At 42.8% G+C, this 20,524-nt stretch carries 19 protein-coding genes; 4 read left to right on the top strand and 15 right to left on the bottom strand.

The annotated features are described in order from the left end of the window. Positions 1 to 6 precede the first annotated feature (6 nt). The 12 genes from rsmG to rpmH all read right to left on the bottom strand — a co-directional run bounded on the left by rsmG (position 7) and on the right by rpmH (position 10,215). Positions 7 to 636 carry a 16S rRNA (guanine(527)-N(7))-methyltransferase RsmG gene (gene rsmG, locus CSH92_RS10250; protein WP_100657553.1) on the bottom strand — a complete coding sequence of 210 codons (630 nt, stop codon included), beginning with the start codon at positions 634 to 636 and terminating at the stop codon, positions 7 to 9. Further along, positions 636 to 2,537, bottom strand: a complete 1,902-nt coding sequence (mnmG, locus tag CSH92_RS10245) for a tRNA uridine-5-carboxymethylaminomethyl(34) synthesis enzyme MnmG (RefSeq protein ID WP_100657856.1) — start codon at positions 2,535 to 2,537, stop codon at positions 636 to 638. The genes rsmG and mnmG overlap by 1 nt, the downstream gene beginning before the upstream one ends. 520 nt (positions 2,538 to 3,057) lie before the next feature. After that, positions 3,058 to 3,840: a DUF4097 family beta strand repeat-containing protein gene (locus CSH92_RS10240; RefSeq protein WP_100657552.1), complete on the bottom strand. Its 783-nt coding sequence runs from the start codon at positions 3,838 to 3,840 to the stop codon at positions 3,058 to 3,060. 76 nt (positions 3,841 to 3,916) lie between these two features. Continuing rightward, positions 3,917 to 4,738 (bottom strand): DnaA ATPase domain-containing protein, encoded by an 822-nt coding sequence (locus CSH92_RS10235; RefSeq protein WP_100657551.1) that lies wholly within the window; start codon positions 4,736 to 4,738, stop codon positions 3,917 to 3,919. Between the two features lie 37 nt (positions 4,739 to 4,775). Beyond that, positions 4,776 to 5,420: a DnaT-like ssDNA-binding domain-containing protein gene (locus tag CSH92_RS10230; RefSeq protein WP_100657550.1), complete on the bottom strand. Its 645-nt coding sequence runs from the start codon at positions 5,418 to 5,420 to the stop codon at positions 4,776 to 4,778. A gap of 8 nt (positions 5,421 to 5,428) precedes the next feature. Further along, positions 5,429 to 5,872 carry an FMN-binding protein MioC gene (gene mioC, locus CSH92_RS10225; RefSeq protein WP_100657855.1) on the bottom strand — a complete coding sequence of 148 codons (444 nt, stop codon included), beginning with the start codon at positions 5,870 to 5,872 and terminating at the stop codon, positions 5,429 to 5,431. Between the two features lie 4 nt (positions 5,873 to 5,876). Further along, entirely contained in the window at positions 5,877 to 7,259 is a 1,383-nt protein-coding gene (mnmE, locus tag CSH92_RS10220) for a tRNA uridine-5-carboxymethylaminomethyl(34) synthesis GTPase MnmE (protein WP_100657549.1), read from the bottom strand. A 19-nt stretch (positions 7,260 to 7,278) separates the two neighbouring features. After that, entirely contained in the window at positions 7,279 to 7,761 is a 483-nt protein-coding gene (locus CSH92_RS10215) for a YajQ family cyclic di-GMP-binding protein (protein ID WP_100657548.1), read from the bottom strand. Between the two features lie 21 nt (positions 7,762 to 7,782). After that, positions 7,783 to 9,462, bottom strand: coding sequence for a membrane protein insertase YidC (gene yidC / locus CSH92_RS10210; RefSeq protein ID WP_100657547.1), 1,680 nt, complete (start codon positions 9,460 to 9,462; stop codon positions 7,783 to 7,785). A gap of 9 nt (positions 9,463 to 9,471) precedes the next feature. Continuing rightward, entirely contained in the window at positions 9,472 to 9,708 is a 237-nt protein-coding gene (yidD, locus tag CSH92_RS10205) for a membrane protein insertion efficiency factor YidD (protein ID WP_420807510.1), read from the bottom strand. Beyond that, positions 9,708 to 10,064: a ribonuclease P protein component gene (gene rnpA, locus CSH92_RS10200; RefSeq protein ID WP_100657854.1), complete on the bottom strand. Its 357-nt coding sequence runs from the start codon at positions 10,062 to 10,064 to the stop codon at positions 9,708 to 9,710. Before rnpA ends, yidD begins: the two co-directional genes overlap by 1 nt. A 16-nt stretch (positions 10,065 to 10,080) precedes the next feature. Continuing rightward, entirely contained in the window at positions 10,081 to 10,215 is a 135-nt protein-coding gene (gene rpmH / locus CSH92_RS10195; RefSeq protein ID WP_082633349.1) for a 50S ribosomal protein L34, read from the bottom strand. 604 nt (positions 10,216 to 10,819) lie between these two features. Between rpmH and dnaA the strand changes: the two genes are divergently transcribed. From dnaA to gyrB, 4 genes are read left to right on the top strand one after another with little or no spacing between them, the layout of a single operon-like run. Next, positions 10,820 to 12,259, top strand: coding sequence for a chromosomal replication initiator protein DnaA (gene dnaA / locus CSH92_RS10190; RefSeq protein WP_100657545.1), 1,440 nt, complete (start codon positions 10,820 to 10,822; stop codon positions 12,257 to 12,259). A 26-nt stretch (positions 12,260 to 12,285) separates the two neighbouring features. After that, positions 12,286 to 13,389, top strand: a complete 1,104-nt coding sequence (gene dnaN / locus CSH92_RS10185; protein WP_100657544.1) for a DNA polymerase III subunit beta — start codon at positions 12,286 to 12,288, stop codon at positions 13,387 to 13,389. Between the two features lie 8 nt (positions 13,390 to 13,397). Next, complete coding sequence (recF, locus tag CSH92_RS10180) at positions 13,398 to 14,525, top strand: DNA replication/repair protein RecF (RefSeq protein WP_100657543.1); 1,128 nt, start codon at positions 13,398 to 13,400, stop codon at positions 14,523 to 14,525. A gap of 3 nt (positions 14,526 to 14,528) precedes the next feature. Continuing rightward, positions 14,529 to 16,946 carry a DNA topoisomerase (ATP-hydrolyzing) subunit B gene (gene gyrB, locus CSH92_RS10175; protein WP_100657542.1) on the top strand — a complete coding sequence of 806 codons (2,418 nt, stop codon included), beginning with the start codon at positions 14,529 to 14,531 and terminating at the stop codon, positions 16,944 to 16,946. 101 nt (positions 16,947 to 17,047) lie between these two features. Here the strand turns inward: gyrB and CSH92_RS10170 are convergent, their stop codons facing one another. Genes CSH92_RS10170 through glyQ form a run of 3 tightly spaced genes read right to left on the bottom strand, consistent with a single transcriptional unit; the run spans position 17,048 to position 20,499 of the window. Beyond that, positions 17,048 to 17,503 carry an early set domain-containing protein gene (locus CSH92_RS10170; protein WP_100657541.1) on the bottom strand — a complete coding sequence of 152 codons (456 nt, stop codon included), beginning with the start codon at positions 17,501 to 17,503 and terminating at the stop codon, positions 17,048 to 17,050. An 11-nt stretch (positions 17,504 to 17,514) separates the two neighbouring features. Beyond that, positions 17,515 to 19,590, bottom strand: a complete 2,076-nt coding sequence (glyS, locus tag CSH92_RS10165; protein ID WP_100657540.1) for a glycine--tRNA ligase subunit beta — start codon at positions 19,588 to 19,590, stop codon at positions 17,515 to 17,517. 3 nt (positions 19,591 to 19,593) lie between these two features. Then, positions 19,594 to 20,499, bottom strand: a complete 906-nt coding sequence (gene glyQ, locus CSH92_RS10160) for a glycine--tRNA ligase subunit alpha (protein ID WP_100657539.1) — start codon at positions 20,497 to 20,499, stop codon at positions 19,594 to 19,596. Between the last annotated feature and the right edge of the window lie 25 nt (positions 20,500 to 20,524).

Raw genomic sequence — 20,524 nt, 5'->3', positions numbered from 1 at the left:
ATCCTATTACTGTTTTTTAAGCAAGATAATGTTTCTCTCACCTATCAAGTAGGGAACTTGTAGTTTGTGAGTACTTACAACTGATATATTTTCTGGGATATCAGCTAACTCATCTTGAGGGTATTGCCCTTTTAATGCAAGAAATTCACCCGAAGAATCTACCAAATGTTGGCACCAATGCAACATATCCTGCAGCGAAGCAAATGCCCGGCTTAAAACGCCATCGTAGAACTGCTCTGGTTGATGTTGTTCAACTCGACTTTGTACGGGTTCTACATTTTGCAATTTAAGTTCGTGTACCACTTGCTTCATGAAACGTACGCGTTTACCCAAACTATCCAAACAGGTGAAATGTGCTTGTGGGCATGCAATAGCCAGTGGAATGCCGGGTAATCCCGGACCGGTTCCAACATCAATATAATGTTTTGCATGGATGAATGGCACCACGGCTAAGGAATCTAAAATATGCTTGGTGAGCATATCGTGCGGATCCCGCACTGACGTTAGATTATAGGCTTTATTCCATTTATCCATCAGCTCAATGTAGCGGACTAACGCAACGAGTTGCGCTTCACTTAACGTCAATCCAAGCTCCTTTACGCCCGATTCTAATCGAGCCAACAACGCCTGCGTCATTAGGCTGACTCACGTTGTTGTTTGCGCAACGAACCTTGTTTTTTCAAATACACCAACAACAAGCTTATTGCAGCAGGAGTAATACCTGAAATCCGAGATGCTTTGCCAATGGTTTCTGGGCGCGCATCAGATAACTTAGCCACAACTTCATTGCTTAATCCGGAGACTGAAGAAAAGTCAAAATCATGGGGGATCAGAGTATTCTCGTGGCGCCGCGTCTTTTCAATTTCTTCCTGCTGACGCGAGATATAACCCGCGTATTTAATTTGGATTTCAACTTGTTCCGCTGCTTGCTTATGCTCAAGTGCTGGACCTAGCGACGGAATTTGCATCAGTTGTTGGTAGGTAAGCTCCGGACGGCGCACTAATTCTTCTAAGGAATGTTCCCGAGAGATAGGATTCTTAACTATTTGATTTAACTCTGACACAGCCACATGATCAGGATGAACCCATTGTCCACGCAAACGCTGAACTTCTTGCTCAATTAACTCAACTTTTTGATTAAACGCCTGCCAGCGCTGATCATCGACCAATCCAACGTTACGACCCAGTTCAGTCAAGCGGATATCAGCATTGTCTTCGCGCAGTAACAAACGGTATTCCGCGCGACTGGTAAACATGCGATAGGGCTCTTTGGTACCCATGGTTGCGAGATCATCGATTAACACCCCCATGTACGCCTGGTCGCGACGCAAAATAAGCGGATCTTTTTGCATAACCGCCAACGCAGCATTGGCACCTGCGATCAATCCCTGTGCACCTGCTTCTTCATAACCCGTGGTGCCGTTGATCTGTCCGGCAAAATACAAGTGCTGAATAAATTTAGTCTCGAGGGTTTGTTTTAAATCTCGAGGATCGAAAAAATCGTACTCAATCGCATAGCCCGGACGCACAATGTGAGCATTTTCGAAGCCTTTAATTGAACGCACTAAGGCCATTTGAACGTCGAAAGGTAAACTAGTAGAAATCCCGTTTGGATAGACTTCAATACTATTTAGGCCCTCTGGTTCTACGAAAATCTGATGTGACGTTTTATCCGCAAAACGCATAATTTTATCTTCGATTGAAGGACAATAACGTGGCCCGACCCCTTCAATAATACCGGTGTACATTGGAGAACGATCCAATCCGCCACGGATGATCTCATGCGTGCGTTCATTGGTATGGGTGATATAGCACGGGATCTGACGTGGGTGATCAGCTTGAGTGCCCATAAATGAGAATACGGGTAATGGATCATCGCCTGGTTGTTCCTGCATAACTGAAAAATCCAGCGTACGCGCATCAAGACGTGCTGGTGTGCCAGTTTTCAATCGATCAACTCTAAAGGGCAAGGCGCGTAAACGTTGTGCTAGTGCATTAGAAGGCGGATCGCCCGCTCGACCACCTTGAAAATTCTCTAAACCAATATGGATTGTACCGCCCAAAAACGTACCAACAGTCAAAACCACTGCTTTGGCGCGAAATTTAAGGCCCATTTGCGTAACAACACCGCAAACTTGATCGTGTTCAACGATCAAATCATCACAAGACTGCTGGAAGATCGTTAAATTGGGTTGATGTTCTAACATCGAACGCATTGCACTGCGGTATAAAGAACGATCCGCTTGTGCTCTTGTCGCACGAACTGCAGGCCCTTTACTGCTGTTTAAGGTACGAAACTGAATTCCGGCTTTATCTGCCGCGATCGCCATAGCGCCGCCTAAGGCATCAATTTCTTTAACAAGGTGACCTTTACCGATCCCACCGATCGCTGGATTGCAAGACATTTGTCCAAGTGTTTCGATGTTGTGTGTCAAAAGTAATGTATTAGCGCCCATACGAGCAGAAGCCATAGCTGCTTCAGAACCAGCATGCCCACCACCAACAACAATTACATCAAAGCTTTGCTCATAAAACACAGGGTCGACCTCATTAAACAACGCGCAAAAATGCGGGCGCATATTCTATATGAATAATGCACTGAAAAACATCTTTATTGTACAAATTTTACTCAACTAGTGGTTAATAAATATTGCTAAATATTTGATGTAGCGATCCTTGGAAAGTAAATATGATCGTAGCCTTAAAATAATGATCTGATCTTTAATTAGTTTATTTTTATTATTATTAAGCAACGCTAAATCTGTTTAAAACCCATTTAAATTGCTAAAAAACATAGAGTTATGTGATTTTTAACGTGTGATCTATACGATCGTTGCAGCCTTATAATCTGTGTATAACTAAGCATTTTATCCACAGATTAAATTTTAACCAATTAGGTTAACAGGAATATTTGACTTAGATCACAGCTTTATATCGATCTTATCCACAATTAGTAGGATCTTGTTGGTATATTGTGTGTAAGAAAGGATAACTTTTTAAGAGCTAAGTGCAATAGGGGATCGCGGCGATCACACTGATCACCGCATTGCCTGTGGATTAATCTTTATTGATTTTAACGCTGCCGCCGCTAGTGCGTAAGGTTAGTTCTGGACCACCACCATTAATTGCACCGCGAATTGACCGTTTCTTCACTTTACCGTCAACATCAAACTCACTGCGTACCGATCCACCAGAAGTAGAAGCATCAATATCTAATTGGATATCGGCTGGTAAATAGGCGGTAATTGACCCACCTGAGGTGGTTAGTTTGGCATCTTTGGTGATTTGTTGTTTAAACTCGACGTGGATACTGCCGCCCGACGTATTTGCATCAATGTCGCCATTGACGCTATCTACGCGTATTGAACCGCCAGAAGTATGTACATCTACATCGCCATCAATATCACCCAATGATATTGACCCACCTGAAGTTTGTGCATCTACATTCCCGTTCAGGTCCTCAACTTTGATTGATCCGCCCGCAGTGTTTACGTCAATATTAAATGTTTCAGGCACTGTGATATGGAATTTGGCGCGTATTTGAGAACCGTTCCAACCCCAGCCATCATTAGTTTTGTCACCATAGATAGCAATACCTTCACTGGTTTCTTCGAAACGAACGTCGAATTCATCAGCATTGTGACCATCAACGTCAACTTCAATTTCTACTTTGTCTGAATTTTGCGTGCGAATGTCTATGCTGCCTACATCAGTCTTAATGTATAGCAGTTTTCCAGCGTCGACAGTGTATGTTTGTGAGTACGTTTCAGCATCAACAGGTGTGCTAAACGCGGTTACTCCAATCAATGCCACTAGGGTTGATTTAAAGGGTGATTTCATGGTGATTTCCTTTGCAGTTTACGGTGTTATTAAAGTGAGTCGTTGATAAAACTGCAAAGGTTTAAATGTAAGAAAATTATAATTGATTGGGACGGTAACTAGGCGTGTTTTCAGCTTCAGGTAAAGATGGAGTAATCGTTTTGCGTCGACTCGGACCACTGAATTTTACTTTATAGGTGTCGTATTCCTTAATGGACTCAAAGCAATAACGACCCAAGGCTACTTCAAGCTCTTGTAAATTGTGATTGGTTATTAAAATGCAATTTTTATTGTCAGCTAGACGTTGACGTAACAAATTGCCCAACCAACTTTGGGTGTTTTTCTTCAGCATGGTTTCGTTCACACAGACTTCATCTAGGATCAATAAGTCAACGTTAAGTAGTTCTTGCTGTATTTCTCTAAATTGCTGAGCAATGTTATCTGTGGATGAGTAATCATAGGAAAAGAATCGCATCTCTAGCAGACTAGAGAGTTGGCGATATAACACCGTGGTCTCATATTGAGCAATTAATTCATGGGCGATAGCACCGGCAATATGAGATTTACCGCGACCATAGTCACCATAAAAAATCATCATATGAGAACTGTTGTTGCGCCAGTTTGGATCGGCATGTGCAGCAATAAAAGATTGAGCAATATTGATTGCTTCAATTACATCGTCACTATCCTGCACTAAGTTAGCAAATGTCCATTTTGGATTAAGATCAGAACGCCCATGGAGCTGTTCTATGCGCTGCTGACGTGCCTGTTGTTGAAGATGATTAACCTCGCGATTGGCAAGCGCTTCATACTCCTGCTTGATAGCGTGAAAATCAGTATTCGGTTGCTCTGGCGCGAGATCAAGTGAGCGACCCATTAACTTGGCTAAATTAGCTATTTTGTCATTCAGTGTTTTCACGTTTAACTTTTAACCTTTGGCACTTAGACCGTGTAGATTACTGTTTCGTAGCATACTTTGCTACCAGCTTGCGCGCATTATCATCAACTTCTAAACCGGCTTTTGATTGCACAACCTGCGAACCAATTTGTTTGTGATTGCCTGTGTAACGGGCTTGTCGTTTTTGCTTTAGAAAGTTTACAAACTTCTGTGTCCATTGGAATTCGCTGAGTGTGGTAGTAGGTCGTCCTAACCAGTACGCCACATAATCACCAATTTCCTCATCAGTGCAGTGTTTATCGATCAGTCCTACCAGTTGTGATAGTTGCTCAAATACCGTTTTATTGGGTTGCCAATCGGGTGTCATGGACTGGCGTTGATGATGCAGGCGTTGAATATCCGATTCATCCATCGGAACCAAGGGTAATACTACTCGTTGTTGGTTAAGACTGCGCTCAACATCCTGCTCATCGTTGAGTGCAACGAGTCCAAATTGAATAAGTTCTTTAACTAATGAATTAATTTGTCGACCGCGTGTAATCGTCTCTTCCGTACTATTCAATAGTTGCATCAGTGTTTTGTACATCAATGGAGACGTTGCCCCGGTACTGGTATTTGCAGTCGGTCTTAATCCTAAAATATAGAGCACTCGGGCAAGGTTGCTTATAGGTTGGAGGAGGGCATCCCGCTCGGCATCATTCATCACTTGACTCACACCTGTGCAAACAATGAACTATTTTTCTCAAGCCACTCGACAGCGATATCTTCTGGGATAGGGTGTTGTAATACATCAATTTCAAACGGTTCGCACAAAGGCTTGGCATTAGCCTTATGCATTAAGCGATGTAAGGTCGAACCACCTTCGCAAAAGGTATCATAACTGCTATCACCCAAGCTGATTACTGCATACGGTAAGCCTTCGAGCTGTTGGTCTTGCAGTGAATCTGCAAAGTCTTGGATATTATCCGGCAAATCCCCTGCACCGTGAGTTGAAGAGCATATCAGCCATATGTCCTGCTGCTTTATTTGGTCGAATTCTGGTTGTAGATGAAGCTCAGTTGTAAAACCTAAGCCTTGTAGCTTTTCAGCTACCGCTTCGGCGACATATTCACTGGCGCCAAGCACTGAACCAACAATAATCTGAATTTGCTTCACCTTATTATTTCCCAATACAAAACGATGAAAATATTCTACCGAGCAAGTCGTCAGAAGAAAATTCACCGGTAATTTCATTTAATTGTTGTTGTGCAATACGCAACTCTTCCGCCAGTATTTCGCCAGCCGCATTTTGCAGTAGTTGCTGTTCACCAATAGCTATGTGTTCCGCGGCTTGGTTTAAGGCGTTTAAATGACGCCGGCGCGCAATAAACTGACCATCGGTTTGACTAGAATAACCCATGCATTGTTTAAGATGTTCGGTTAGCTCTTGCATACCGATTTGAGTATTAGCAGCTATTTTATAGACCGGTATTTCACCGCGCTCAGTGACGACTAATGCAGGGGAAGTGTCCTCGCCAGTCAGATCAACCTTATTTCTGAGTAACGTTATACCAACGTTGGTGGGTAACTGAGCAACGAATTCTGGCCACAGTATTTCCGGATTGATCTCAGTTGTTGTGGTCGCATCGACAACCATGAGAACACGGTCAGCTTTATTAATTTCTTCCCAGGCTCTTTGTATACCTATTTGCTCGACCTTGTCATCACTCTCGCGTAAACCCGCAGTGTCTATTATGTGCAAAGGCATCCCATCGAGGTGAATATGTTCTTTTAATACGTCACGGGTGGTACCAGCGATGTCAGTAACAATTGCTGCTTCGCGACCTGCTAGCGCATTCATTAGACTCGATTTCCCGGCATTAGGTTTGCCGGCAATCACCACGTGCATTCCTTCTCTAAGAATCGAACCTTGCTGGGCTTTTGCTAGTATTTCGGCTAAATGTGAGCGGATGGCAGCTAGGTCGTTTGCAACCTTGCCATCACTGAGAAAATCTATTTCTTCTTCGGGAAAATCAATAGCTGCTTCGACGTACATCCGAAGTTGGATGACGGCTTCCACCAAGGCATGAATTTGCTTGGAAAAATCGCCCTGTAAACTGCGCATAGCACTGCGTGCAGCTTGCTGAGAACTCGCGTCGATTAAGTCAGCAATAGCCTCGGCTTGCGCTAGGTCCATTTTATCATTGAGAAATGCTCGTTCGCTGAATTCTCCTGGCCGAGCCATGCGAACATTGTCATGTTGCAGTATCTCACTGAGCAACATATCGATGACAATCTGGCCTCCGTGTCCTTGCAACTCAAGAACATCTTCACCAGTAAAAGAATTCGGTGCTTGAAAAAATAGACCCAGTCCTTGGTCAATAGCATCACCATTTTTTGCCTTGAAGGGTAGGTAGCGCGCTTCTCTTAGTGGTGGGCAAAAACCTAGGATTGCTTCAGCAATTGAAGCCGCCTGGGGACCTGAAACTCGCACAATACCAACGCTGCCTTTACCACTTGCAGTGGCTTGGGCAACGATAGTATCGCTTGAACCAAAAGTCATAGGTAATTTACCGTGACAGTTAATCGCGGAAATTATTGTATTGGAAAGGTTGACCTAGGTTAGCGCCTTTAACCAAAGCAATGACCTCTTGCAAATCATCACGTTTTTTTCCGGTTACTCGCAATTGATCACCTTGAATTGCAGTTTGTACTTTAATTTTGGCGTCTTTAACAAGCTTGACAATTTTCTTTGCTGTCGCTTGGTCGATACCTTGTTTAAAACTCATCAGTTGACGATATTGTTTGCCACGATGATCAACGCTTTTCGCTTCCATACACGCAGTATCAACCCCGCGTTTTGAACATGCGTTACGTAACATAGAGTCCATTTGCTGCAACTGAAATTCAGCTTCAGCAATCATCATTACGCCATCATCAGTGGATTCGAAAGTCGCTTCAACACCGCGAAAATCAAAGCGGGTAGCGAGCTCACGATTAGCATTATCAGTCGCGTTTTTAACGTCGACCATATCTATTTCTGACACGATATCAAATGAAGGCATTGTCGTTTTCCTCGCTCGTAACTAGTGGGTCTTGATGCCGCGTTTTTCCATTGAGTTATATATCATCTTCGCTTGGACGATAGTGATTACGTTAGAAATCAACCAATATAAAACCAAGCCTGCAGGGAACCAAATAAAGAAAATACTCATAGCAACGGGCATCCATTGCATTATTTTCTGCTGCATCGGATCTTGGACAGTGGTTGGATTTAGTTTTTGTAGCAAGTACATGCTTGCGCCGGTTAAAACAGGCAACACAAAATACGGGTCCATCACTGATAAGTCGGTGATCCACAGAAAGAAATCTGCATGGCGTAATTCCACGCTTTCAAGCAATACCCAGTACAATGCTAAGAAGATAGGCATTTGTAATAACAGTGGGAAGCAACCACCCATAGGGTTCACTTTCTCTTTGCGATAAAGCTCCATCATGGCTTGTGACATTTTCTGTCTGTCGTCGCCATAACGGTCTTTTAATTGCTGCATTTTAGGGGCAAGTACTCGTAGTTTAGCGAATGATTCGTACTGTTTCTTGGTCAGCGGATACATTACACCTTTCACAATGATGGTAATTAAGATAATGGCTACACCCCAATTTCCAACGAGGTCAAACAGCATCTTAAGCAAGCTAAATAAGGGTTGTGAAATCCACCACAATGGGCCGTAATCTACAGTCAGATCAAGACCACGAGCGATACCAGCCAATACTTCCTGATCTTTCGGCCCTAAGTATAAAGTGCTCGTCAAGGATGCATTGTCTCCAGCGTTGACCAATATAGCTGGTGTGGTGTACCCAATAATGGCGTATTGGTTGTTAATCAGACGAGTATATATGGTGTTGGTTTGTTCTTGTGGCGGCACCCAAGCAGATACGAAGTAATGCTCCAGCATACCAACCCAACCACCGATAGTAGCAAGGCGTAAGTTTTCGTCTTCAAAATCACCAAATTTGAACTTTTCGTAGCGCGTATCCTGCGTAGAGTAAGCTGCACCGCGGTACGTAGGCATGAACATGTTGCCTTCTGGTTGCGATACCGTTTGTTTTAATTGTGCGTACTGCTGAACTTGAGCTGCATTCGCTGTGTTGTTTTGAATGTTGTATGTCACATCAACAATGTGAGAATCGCGCGTAAAGGTAAATACCTTAGTTACAACTAATCCTTCCTCATTTTGCCAAGTTAATGGAACGCGCAGAGTATCTGCGGTTAACTCGTAAGAGGTTTGATTCGTCGTATAAAGTGGACGACCTTGGCTGTTACCATCTGGGCCATTGGGTCCGATAAGACCGCTTTGCGCGACATACAAGCCAGTATTCTCAGCGCGTAATAAACTGTATGGCTCATCAGAGTCTTGAGTAATTGGGAACTTTTTCAGGTCAGCTATAACTACGTCGCCACCAACAAGGTCAATAGTTGCATGAATGCTGTTAGTTGATACTTCAACAAATCGCGCCGTATTAGCGGTATTAACAGAGGTATTACTTGGAACTTCGCTTAAGCTTTCCTGAGCGATATCAGTGGGTACGGCGGCATCATTGATAGATGAATTAATGGCGCTTGGAACCGCATTAGTAGGAGTATCTGTTGATGATACGGCTGTGGGCTCAACCATTTTGGGACCATAATCAACTTGCCACTGTTGCCACAATAGAAAGCTGACTAGAGCTAGGCCAATGATTAAAAAACTACGTTGCGATTCCATACTAATCTCTTAATGATGCTTTGATTTATTCGTTCTCTGGGGAACAGGGTCAATGCCCCCAGGATGAAAAGGGTGGCATTTTATAATGCGTTTAATGGATAACCAACTACCAATAAACAATCCGTGGACCTTTAATGCCCGAATGGCATAACTCGAACAACTAGGATGAAACCGACATTTCGGGCCCAGTAGTGGAGATATAAACATTCTGTATACTTTCAAGAGTACTACAGGAATAAATATCATTAGCTTGCGCAACGTTTTGCGAGCTTTTTCCATAGTTTTTCTAAAGTATTAAATAGTTCTTGGTTGGACATTAATTCAGCATTAGATTTGCCAAGCACGACTATATCAACATTTGGCAGTGACTGCTGATTAATTCGAAAACTTTCTCGGATAATACGCTTTAAACGATTTCTATCGTGTGCTTTACGGATTCGTTTTTTCGCTATCGTAATACCTAAGCGAGGATGTTGCTGCTTATTGTGTCTAGCTAGAACGGTAAATGCGTTTGAAGTGGCTGGTATTGCTTGGTCGAATACGAAGGTAAAGTGGGTGGGAGTCAGCAATCGCGACTCCCTTGTAAACGTGCATTCGCCCACTTTTTGCAATTAGAGCTTATGCTGAAAGACGAGCGCGACCTTTTGCACGGCGGCTAGCAAGCACTTTACGACCATTTTTTGTCGCCATGCGAGCGCGGAAACCGTGTGAACGCTTACGCTTCAGATTGCTCGGTTGAAAAGTTCTTTTCATCGCCTGAGTCTCATCTTAGTAAATTTAAAGGACATTTGAACATGTAATTAGCAGTTTCGCTGAACTTAACTAAGTAGTGCTCAAAAAGGACGCTGAATTCTAGAGATCACTAAGCGCTATGTCAATCTTTAATCACAATGAAATGACAATTTAAGTAACTTTTTCGTCAATTTAATGTGTTGATATGCTCTCAGCCTGAATGATACATCGACAATTTGTGAATAAAAATCAGGCAATAGCAATTTTATCCACAGGATTTTATCGATAAGTGAAAAATATGGCATTGAAATTGATCTCACTAACTATAAATTGAAATCAAATTTGTTGTTGATTAATGTCATGATTATCTTTTAGATCGGCTAAAAAATACAATAAAAACATTAATATATAACTTTTCTTTTGCGATACGATCAAAATGATCGCAGATCTGTTTTACATCTTGTTAGGGATGATAGATAATTCACAACCCTCTTTTAATTATTGGTATTTTACAAGGTTTTCTGCGCTTTAATTGAATACTTGGAGTGTAGGGGGAGTATTCAATAATTTAGCTGAAAAATACGGTTCAGCCTAGTATAAATAAGAATTATGAGGTTTTATAAGAATGGATATTTGGTCTAAATGCCTTGAGCGTTTGAAGGAAGATTTACCCACTCAAGAATTTAGCATGTGGATAAGGCCTCTGAATTACGATTTAAATGAAGATTCATTGATTTTATACGCGCAGAATCATTTCATCTTAGATTGGGTTAGAGATAAATATCGTAACTTAATTGCGAGTTTGCTGGTTGAAATAGGAGGGTCTGATGCACCGCTATTGAAGTTAGACATCCAGGCTAAAGAAACTTCACCTCCAGTAACGACAAATCAAACAGTAAAAAGCACCTCAAGCGATGAATCATCTGGCAATTCACCTGCTTCAAATCATAGCCAATTAGCGCTGAATAGTTCGGCGCAGGAAACTGGTCAGCCGCAGCAGTCGACGGTTCCAAATGTAGTCCCCATTCCTGCCGGTGCGACGCACAAGAACAATCTAAACCCGACGTATAAGTTCGAGAGTTTCGTAGAAGGTAAGTCTAATCAATTGGCTCGCGCCGCGGCGTCTCAAGTATCTGATAATCCAGGTAAGGCCTACAACCCCTTATTCATCTACGGTGGAACAGGTCTTGGTAAGACTCACTTATTGCATGCTGTGGGCCATGGAATTTTGGCGAGTAAGCCAGATGCGAAAATTGTATATATGCATTCTGAACGTTTTGTGCAAGATATGGTGAAAGCGCTTCAGAACAATGCGATTGAAGATTTCAAAAGGTTTTATCGTTCGGTAGATGCTCTCTTGATTGATGATATTCAGTTTTTCGCTAATAAAGATCGTTCGCAGGAAGAGTTCTTTCATACATTCAATGCATTGTTAGAAGGTAACCAACAAATTATCCTAACGTCAGATCGTTACCCTAAAGAAATTGTAGGCGTAGAAGACCGACTAAAATCAAGATTCGGATGGGGATTAACTATTGCAATAGAGCCTCCTGAGCTAGAAACACGCGTCGCGATATTAATGAAAAAGGCTGCTGAAAATCGTATTGTATTGCCGAACGAAGTTGCTTTTTTTATCGCCAAACGTTTACGTTCAAATGTTCGTGAATTAGAAGGGGCTTTAAACCGAGTTATTGCCAATGCTAACTTTACTGGACGACCAATAACGATTGATTTTGTTAAGGATGCGTTGCGCGACTTATTGTCCTTGCAAGATAAACTAGTAACGATAGACAATATACAAAAAACGGTTGCTGATTATTACAAAGTCAAACTGTCAGATATATTATCTAAGCGACGCAGCCGCAGTATTGCAAGGCCTAGACAAGTTGCAATGGCATTATCAAAAGAGTTAACTAACCGTAGCTTACCCGAGATCGGGAATGCATTTGGTGGTCGAGATCATACGACAGTTCTTCACGCTTGCAGAAAAATAGAGCAGCTAAGAGAAGAAAGTCATGATATAAAAGAAGACTATAAAAACCTAATTCGAACGCTGTCTTCTTAAAGTTATTAAAGCGAGTAATTTACCCAATGAAATTCACTATCAGCCGCGAAAAACTTCTTCAACCCTTACAACTTGTTGTTGGTGCTGTAGAGCGTCGCCATACTTTGCCTATCTTATCGAATGTATTGATAAAGGTTAGTGAGGGCGCACTTTGGTTTACAGGCACAGATTTAGAGGTAGAGTTAATTTCAAGCGTTGCTTTGGAGGGTGATTACACAGAGGGTGAAACGACTGTCCCCGCGAAAAAACTGTTGGATATTTGCCGCGGCTTAAACGAAGGCAATGACATTACTTTTGATGTAGATGGAAACAAAGCCGTTATACGTAGTGGTAGAGGTAGATATTCATTATCAACGCTGTCAGCCAATGATTACCCGAACCTGGAAGATTGGGAAGGTGAGATTGAATTTGAAATTGCACGTAGTGAGTTAAAACAGCTCATCGATAGCACGGCTTTCTCAATGGCGCAGCAAGATGTTCGCTATTACCTCAACGGTATGTCGTTGGAAACTGAGGGAAATGTTGTTAGGACAGTAGCAACAGACGGCCACCGCCTCGCATTATGTAAACTGAGTTTTGATAATCTTAGTTTGGCCTCTAGGCAGGTAATAATACCTCGTAAAGGGGTTTTAGAAATTACTCGTCTTATCGAAGACGATGACAAGAGCTTAAAGATCCAAATTGGGAGTAATCACATCCGTATTTTTTCTACGGATTTTATTTTTACTAGTAAGTTAGTCGATGGGCGTTTTCCGGATTACCGACGTGTACTTCCGAAGGAATGCGATAAAGTCGTTAAGTCCAGTAAAGAAGTATTAAAGCAGGCGTTCTCCCGCGCTGCGATCCTCTCAAACGAGAAGTTTAAGGGTGTAAGGCTTAATCTTGCCACAGGTGAGCTGAAAATCACGGCCAATAACCCTGAGCAGGAGGAAGCGGAGGAAATCGTAGACGTTGACTACGCGGGTGACGATCTTGAGATTGGCTTCAATGTTGCGTACTTGATTGACGTGTTAAATGCATTGAAGGCCGACAATGTTTCTATTTCGCTATCAGATAGTAACTCTAGTGCACTTATCGAATCTTCCGAAGACAGCGCAGCACAGTACGTTATTATGCCGATGAGGCTGTAACTCCTTTTATGAAGTTAGATACACTTAATGTATCGAATCTAAGAAACCTCAAAGACCTATCCCTGTCACTGTCACCAAGTGTTAACTTGGTGTACGGTGAGAACGGTAGTGGTAAATCGTCAATTCTAGAGGCAATTCACTTACTTGGTTATGGTCGGTCGTTTCGCACCTCTCAACCAAAGCATATCATTCAGAACGGTTGCGATAGGTTTACTGTTTTTACTCAGTGTAGTGATAAAGATAAAACTCAAAGGAAAATTGGTTTGCAAAGGTCGCAATCAGAAACCTTTGAATGCAGTATTGATGGTGAACGCAGCAAAAAGATAGCAGATCTGGCGAGCTTGTTTCCCGTTCAGATTTTTACACCCCAAAGTGTTGATCTGCTCCTGGCGGGTCCAAGTCTTCGTCGCAAATTCATTGATTGGGGATTGTTCCACGTGGAACATCACTTTCATAGATTATCATCACACTATAAACGGGCAGTGTCACAACGGAACGCGTTGCTGAAACAGCTAAAATCTTCCGCCCAAACACGTGCCAATAAAGTAGGACCTCAAGATGAATTGTTTAAGCAAGATGATTATTGGGTTGGACAAATAGCTAACTTTTCTCAGCAATTAAACAATCACAGAACGCAATATTTGGCGCGCTTAAAGCCTTATTTTAATGCTCTAGTTGAGCAATTTTTACCTGAGTTTTCTATCGAAATATCGTATTATGAGGGGTGTGATACATCGAGAGAAATTCTCGAACTTTTACAAGAAAAGCGTATAAACGATATACGTTTTGGCTTCACATCGGTTGGGGCTCATAAAGCTGACTTGAAAATTAAAGCGGATAATAAGACCGCAGTTGAAATGTTATCACGCGGTCAATTGCGAATGTTGGTTGCAGCGCTTCAGTTAGCTCAGAGCAAGATTTTATTCGATGTAAAGCAGCAGGGTGGGATTTTTTTGTTAGACGATATTGGTGCTGAACTAGATGAGAAGAAGCGTTCGCTGTTTATATCCGAATTGCTTAAGTCAGACGCACAATTGTTTATTACAGCGATAGATAAGTCCCAGTTTTCCCTTACCAAGGAAATAGATAATAAGAAAATGTTTCACGTGGAACATGGCCATGTGACAGAGGAGTAATGAATGTCAGAGCAGAACAACTACGATTCATCCAGTATTAAAGTTCTTAAAGGACTTGATGCTGTTAGAAAGAGACCAGGTATGTATATCGGGGATACTGATGATGGTACCGGATTACATCACATGGTGTTTGAAGTTGTCGATAATTCAATTGATGAGGCTCTTGCAGGTCACTGTAGCGAAATAACCATTCAAATCCATAGTGACGGGTCAGTATCGGTTTCTGATGATGGTCGTGGTATACCTACTTCTATACATGAAGAAGAGGGCGTGTCAGCAGCTGAAGTAATCATGACGGTTCTTCATGCAGGCGGTAAATTTGATGATAACAGTTATAAGGTGTCGGGTGGCCTGCACGGCGTAGGTGTTTCTGTAGTAAACGCTTTATCGAGCAAGCTAAAGTTGCGTATACGCCGTGATGGCAAAACACACGAGCAAGAATACCAGCATGGTGTCCCACAAGCACCACTTGCAGTAGTTGGTGATACTGAAAAAACAGGGACTATGGTTCGCTTTTGGCCAAGCCACGATACATTCACCCAAACAGAGTTCCATTACGATATCCTTGCTAAACGCCTTCGTGAGCTCTCCTTCCTTAACTCAGGTATATCTATTCGTTTAAAAGACGAGCGCGATGGAAAAGAAGACCACTTCATGTACGAAGGTGGTACTAAGGCATTCGTTGAATACCTAAACCAGAATAAGACACCTGTACATCAAAAGGTCTTCCATTTCTCTACTGAGCGTGAAGATGGAACCTCAGTGGAGGTCTCTATGCAATGGAATGACGGCTTCCAAGAAAATGTGTTTTGCTTTACGAACAATATCCCGCAGCGTGATGGTGGTACCCACTTGGCAGGATTCAGAGCAGCGCTTACACGAACGCTTAACAACTTCATGGAAAAGGAAGGCTTGAACAAGAAAGCTAAAGCCAGTACTTCCGGTGATGATGCAAGAGAAGGTCTAACTGCGGTAGTTTCAGTAAAAGTCCCGGACCCTAAGTTCTCTTCACAGACTAAAGACAAACTTGTTTCTTCAGAAGTTAAATCTGCTGTAGAGACAGCGATGGGCGAGAAATTTGCAGAATTTCTTTTAGAAAACCCAACGGAAAGTAAGATAATTGCGAATAAAATTATAGACGCAGCAAGAGCGAGGGAAGCTGCGCGCAAAGCCCGAGAAATGACGCGGAGAAAGGGCGCTTTAGATTTAGCAGGTCTTCCAGGTAAACTTGCTGACTGTCAGGAAAAAGATCCAGCGTTTAGCGAACTTTACATAGTGGAGGGTGACTCAGCAGGGGGTTCAGCCAAGCAGGGCCGTAATCGTAAGAACCAAGCGATTCTACCGTTGAAAGGTAAGATATTGAACGTAGAGAAAGCTCGCTTTGACAAGATGTTATCTTCACAAGAAGTGGCAACACTCATTACCGCATTGGGTTGTGGAATCGGACGTGATGAGTATGACCCAGAGAAGCTTCGTTATCATAGTATTATCATAATGACTGATGCTGACGTTGATGGCTCACACATTCGCACCCTGCTATTAACGTTTTTTTATCGCCAAATGCCAGAAATCATCGAGCGAGGCTATGTTTATATTGCACAACCTCCGCTTTATAAGATTAAAAAGGGCAAGCAGGAACAATACTTGAAGGATGACGAAGCCCTAAACCAACATTTAACCAGCATAGCCATTGATGGTGCCTCATTGCATACCAGTAAAGATGCCCCAGGTATTTCAGGCGTTGGACTTGAGACATTGGTTAAAAAATTCCAGTCAACTGAAAAGTTAATAGCGCGTATGCATCGCAACATGCCGACTTCGCTATTAAATGCAATGGTTTATTCAGATGTAATGACTAAGCAATTGTTAAAGGACACCGCAGCGCTTAGTACATTTGCTGATAAACTACTAGCTCAAATTGATGGTAACGATGAAGGTGCAACATTCCGTCATGAAGTTCGCCCAGATAGCGAATTATCGACCAACAAGTTAGTTGTTATCATGCGCATGCATGGAATCGACTACGAATACACAATTGATAATGATTTCGTTGAGAGTAGTGAGTATGCGAAGATTGCTGACCTCAATGCTTCTATCAACGGAATGATGGAAGAGGGCGCATATATTCAACGTGGTGAGCGTACTCAGTCAGTAACGGCTTTTAAAGAGGCTCTTGTCTGGTTAATGGCTGAAGCTAAACGTGGTCAATACATTCAACGTTATAAAGGGCTAGGCGAAATGAATCCGGAGCAATTGTGGGAAACTACAATGGACCCTGAAAGTCGTCGTATGCTACAAGTAACCATAGAAGATGCTATCGGTGCTGATCAACTCTTTACGACACTAATGGGTGATCAGGTAGAACCTCGTCGAGCCTTTATCGAAGCGAATGCACTGAAGGTTGAAAACCTAGATGTATAGCGGTATCTGACAGAAAAACCATTAAAAAAGCCTGTAGCGAAGTCGCTACAGGCTTTTTTTTTGCAATTTCTTGGGAGCCTGGAGATTAGGCTAGATCGAAATTATATCTGTGTGATTGAAAGTACTGGATCGCCACCTGAAAAATTGGAGGGTTTTACCTGAATGAAAAACCGTCCTGTTTCGTTCGGTATGAACTGCATATTTTGCGAATCAGACCCGCAATACAAAGTGTACCATTGACCCTCAATTAACTCTGATGCAACGGTCTCAAAACCACAATTAGTATGTGGAGACCATATCGCGTCTGCTAATTTAAAGTCATATGGTTGTCCATCAGCAATCAATTCCACCTTAACACTATAAATTCCATCACCACCATCTTGGAGCTGAAAACGCTCTTCTGCTTCCCACCAATTAAAGACACCGCGTACAAATAACTCTTTGTAGACGATTGAAGGCTTAACTTGTTGCTCATTTGGAACATTAAAAGGTGATGTACTGCAGCCACTGATAACAAATGTGGCTACAATAATACTGGCTAAAAAACGAATACCCACTGATAGCCTACCTACTTAACATCTAGCTTGCTGATATCAGCAATGGACTCAAGGACTCTACGCAATTCCACCAACAGAGCTAGTCGATTTGCCCTCAGTGCTTCGTCCTCTGCCATAACCATTACGTTATCAAAGAAGCCATCAACAGATGCTTTCAAACTTGCGATTTGATTAAGCGCAAAACTATAGTCGCCTTTACTAATTGCGTCCTGCACAAGTGGGCTTATAGCTGCGAGAGTCTGGAACAAATCAGATTCTTCAGATTCTAATAATAAATCTTGTGAAACACTTGCGGCACCAATCGCTTCAGCATTTTTATTGAGAATATTAGCAGTACGCTTATGTGCAGCAGCTAAGGATTCTCCCTCTGCTGAGGCTTTGAATGTGCTAATAGCGCGAACCCTGGCATCGAAATCTGATGGGCGAGTAGGTGCTAGCGCAGATACAGCCTGTAGCACATCCACAGAAACCCCTTTGTCCTGATACAATGCATTAAGACGTGCAAATATAAACTGTATTACTTGTGTCTTGCATTCGGTGTTAGACAGTTTGCTCTTTAACGTTTCGTAAGCATTGTCTACTAACACACCCAAATCGAGGTCTAATTCGTTGTCTATGATTGTCCTTAGAACACCGATTGCTGCTCTGCGTAATGCGAACGGATCTTTATCGCCTTTAGGCAACTGGCCAATTCCAAAAATACCTACTAATGTATCGAGCTTATCTGCCAAGGCTAAGCTAATACTTACTGGGTTAGTGGCAACTTTATCGCCAGCAAATCGTGGTAAATACTGCTCAAACAATGCGTTTGCAACGGCGTTACTTTCACCGTCATGCAAGGCGTAATGCATACCCATAACGCCTTGTACATCAGGGAACTCCATAACCATATTTGTCATCAGATCGGTTTTACACAGCTCACCAGCACGTCTTGCTGCTTGCGCATCGCCTCCCAGCAGCTCAGCAATGACCGCAGCATTTTCGGCGATTCGCTCTGATTTTTCTGCTAAGGTCCCTAATTTTTTCTGAAACAGGACCGTACTTAATGACCCAATACGTGATGCCAGTGTTGTCTTTTTGTCGGTTTCAAAAAAGAACTGTGCATCTGCTAGACGCGGTCTTATGACGCGCTCATTGCCTGTGATAACCTGGCTAGGATCGGAGCTTTCGATATTAGACACAAACAAAAACGTAGAGGCTAACTGTCCGGATGTATCCAACAAAGGCACATATTTTTGATCATCCTTCATCGTGTAAATCAGCGCTTCTTTAGGCACTTCTAAAAAGGCTTTGCCAAAACTAGCCTGCAATACCACTGGCCACTCGACCAATGATGCAATTTCATCCAGCAGCGCATCATCATAATCAGGAGTTAGGCCTAGTCCATTGGCTTCTGACTGCAGTTGTTCGGCAATACTTGCACGACGCTCTGCAAAGTCGGCTAGAACAAAAGAATCTCTCATCGTGGCGACGTAATCGCTAGCACTGTCGATGCATACTTTGCCTTGGCTGTGAAAACGGTGCCCCAACACAAAACGATCAGACTTGTGACCGAACAACTCAATCGAGATAACATCAGCGCCGTACAGGGCACACACAGTATGTACTGGTCGAATAAACTGTGCATCTGAACTTCCCCAGCGCATAACTTTAGGGATCGGTAATCTACTAAGCGCCTTTTCGACTAGTCCTTGGAGTAATTCATGCAATGTTTCACCTGATTGCATTGCCTTATACAGCAACCACTCGCCTTTATCAGTTTTTAGTCTTTCCGCTTCAGCCACAGTGATACCGTTTGAACGTGCCCAACCTTCTGCAGCCTTTGTTGCATTTCCGTCACTATCAAATGCTACGTTAATCGCAGGCCCTCGCTTTTCGACTATTTTATCGGCTTGGGAATATTCCAGGCCCTCAACCAACAACGCTAAGCGGCGTGGAGCGGCGTAATAGTTTGCGTTCGTGTAATCTAATTCGGCCGCATCTAATGCGTCTTTGAATCCTTGTAAAAAAGCCTCGGCTAATTTTTTGAGTGCTTTTGGTGGAAGCTCTTCAGTACCCAATTCTACTAATAAGATGTCTGTGCGCATAATTTACTGCTCCTTCTGGCACATAGGGAATCCAAGCGCTTCACGGCTCGCATAATATTGTTCTGCACAGGCTTTCGCGAGTGTTCGCACACGTAAGATATAACGTTGCCGCTCGGTGACAGAAATGGCGTGACGAGCGTCCAGTAAGTTAAACGCATGCGAGGCTTTCATAACTTGCTCATAGGCAGGCAAAGCAAGTCCTTGTTCTATTAAAAGTTGACTTGCTTTCTCACAGTTATCAAAGTCATTGAATAATGTTTCGACATTGGCAAATTCAAAATTGTAAGTCGACTGCTCTACTTCGTTTTGGTGGAATACGTCGCCATAGGTAACGGTGCCCATTGGACCATTCGTCCAAACCAAATCATATATACTGTCGACACCTTGAATGTACATGGCTAATCGCTCAAGACCATAAGTAATCTCGCCTGTAACTGGCTTACATTCAAGTCCGCCGACCTGCTGAAAGTAGGTAAACTGGGTTACTTCCATGCCGTTTAACCAAACTTCCCAACCTAAACCCCAAGCGCCGAGCGTGGGAGATTCCCAGTTATCTTCAACGAAGCGAATATCATGAACTAACGGATCAAACCCTAATTCTTTAAGAGAGTCTAAATAGAGCTCTTGAATATTATCCGGTGACGGCTTGAGCATGACTTGAAACTGATAGTAATGCTGCAATCGGTTTGGGTTCTCGCCATAACGTCCATCGGTAGGTCGTCTACATGGCTGTACATAGGCACTACTGATTGGCTCTGGACCGAGAGAACGAAGAAATGTCATTGGGTGAAATGTACCCGCACCAACTTCCATATCGAGAGGTTGAATGATCACGCAACCTTGGCGCGCCCAATAATCTTGCAAGGCTAAAATTAAGCCCTGAAAGGTTTTAATATCGAATTTTTGCATGCTGCTAAATCAGCTCTATGACCAA

Source organism: Neoalteromonas flava (assembly GCF_002807685.1).
In the GTDB taxonomy this organism is placed as follows: Bacteria; Pseudomonadota; Gammaproteobacteria; order Enterobacterales; family Alteromonadaceae; genus Alteromonas_E; species Alteromonas_E flava.
This window is presented reverse-complemented; position numbering and strand designations above follow the sequence as displayed.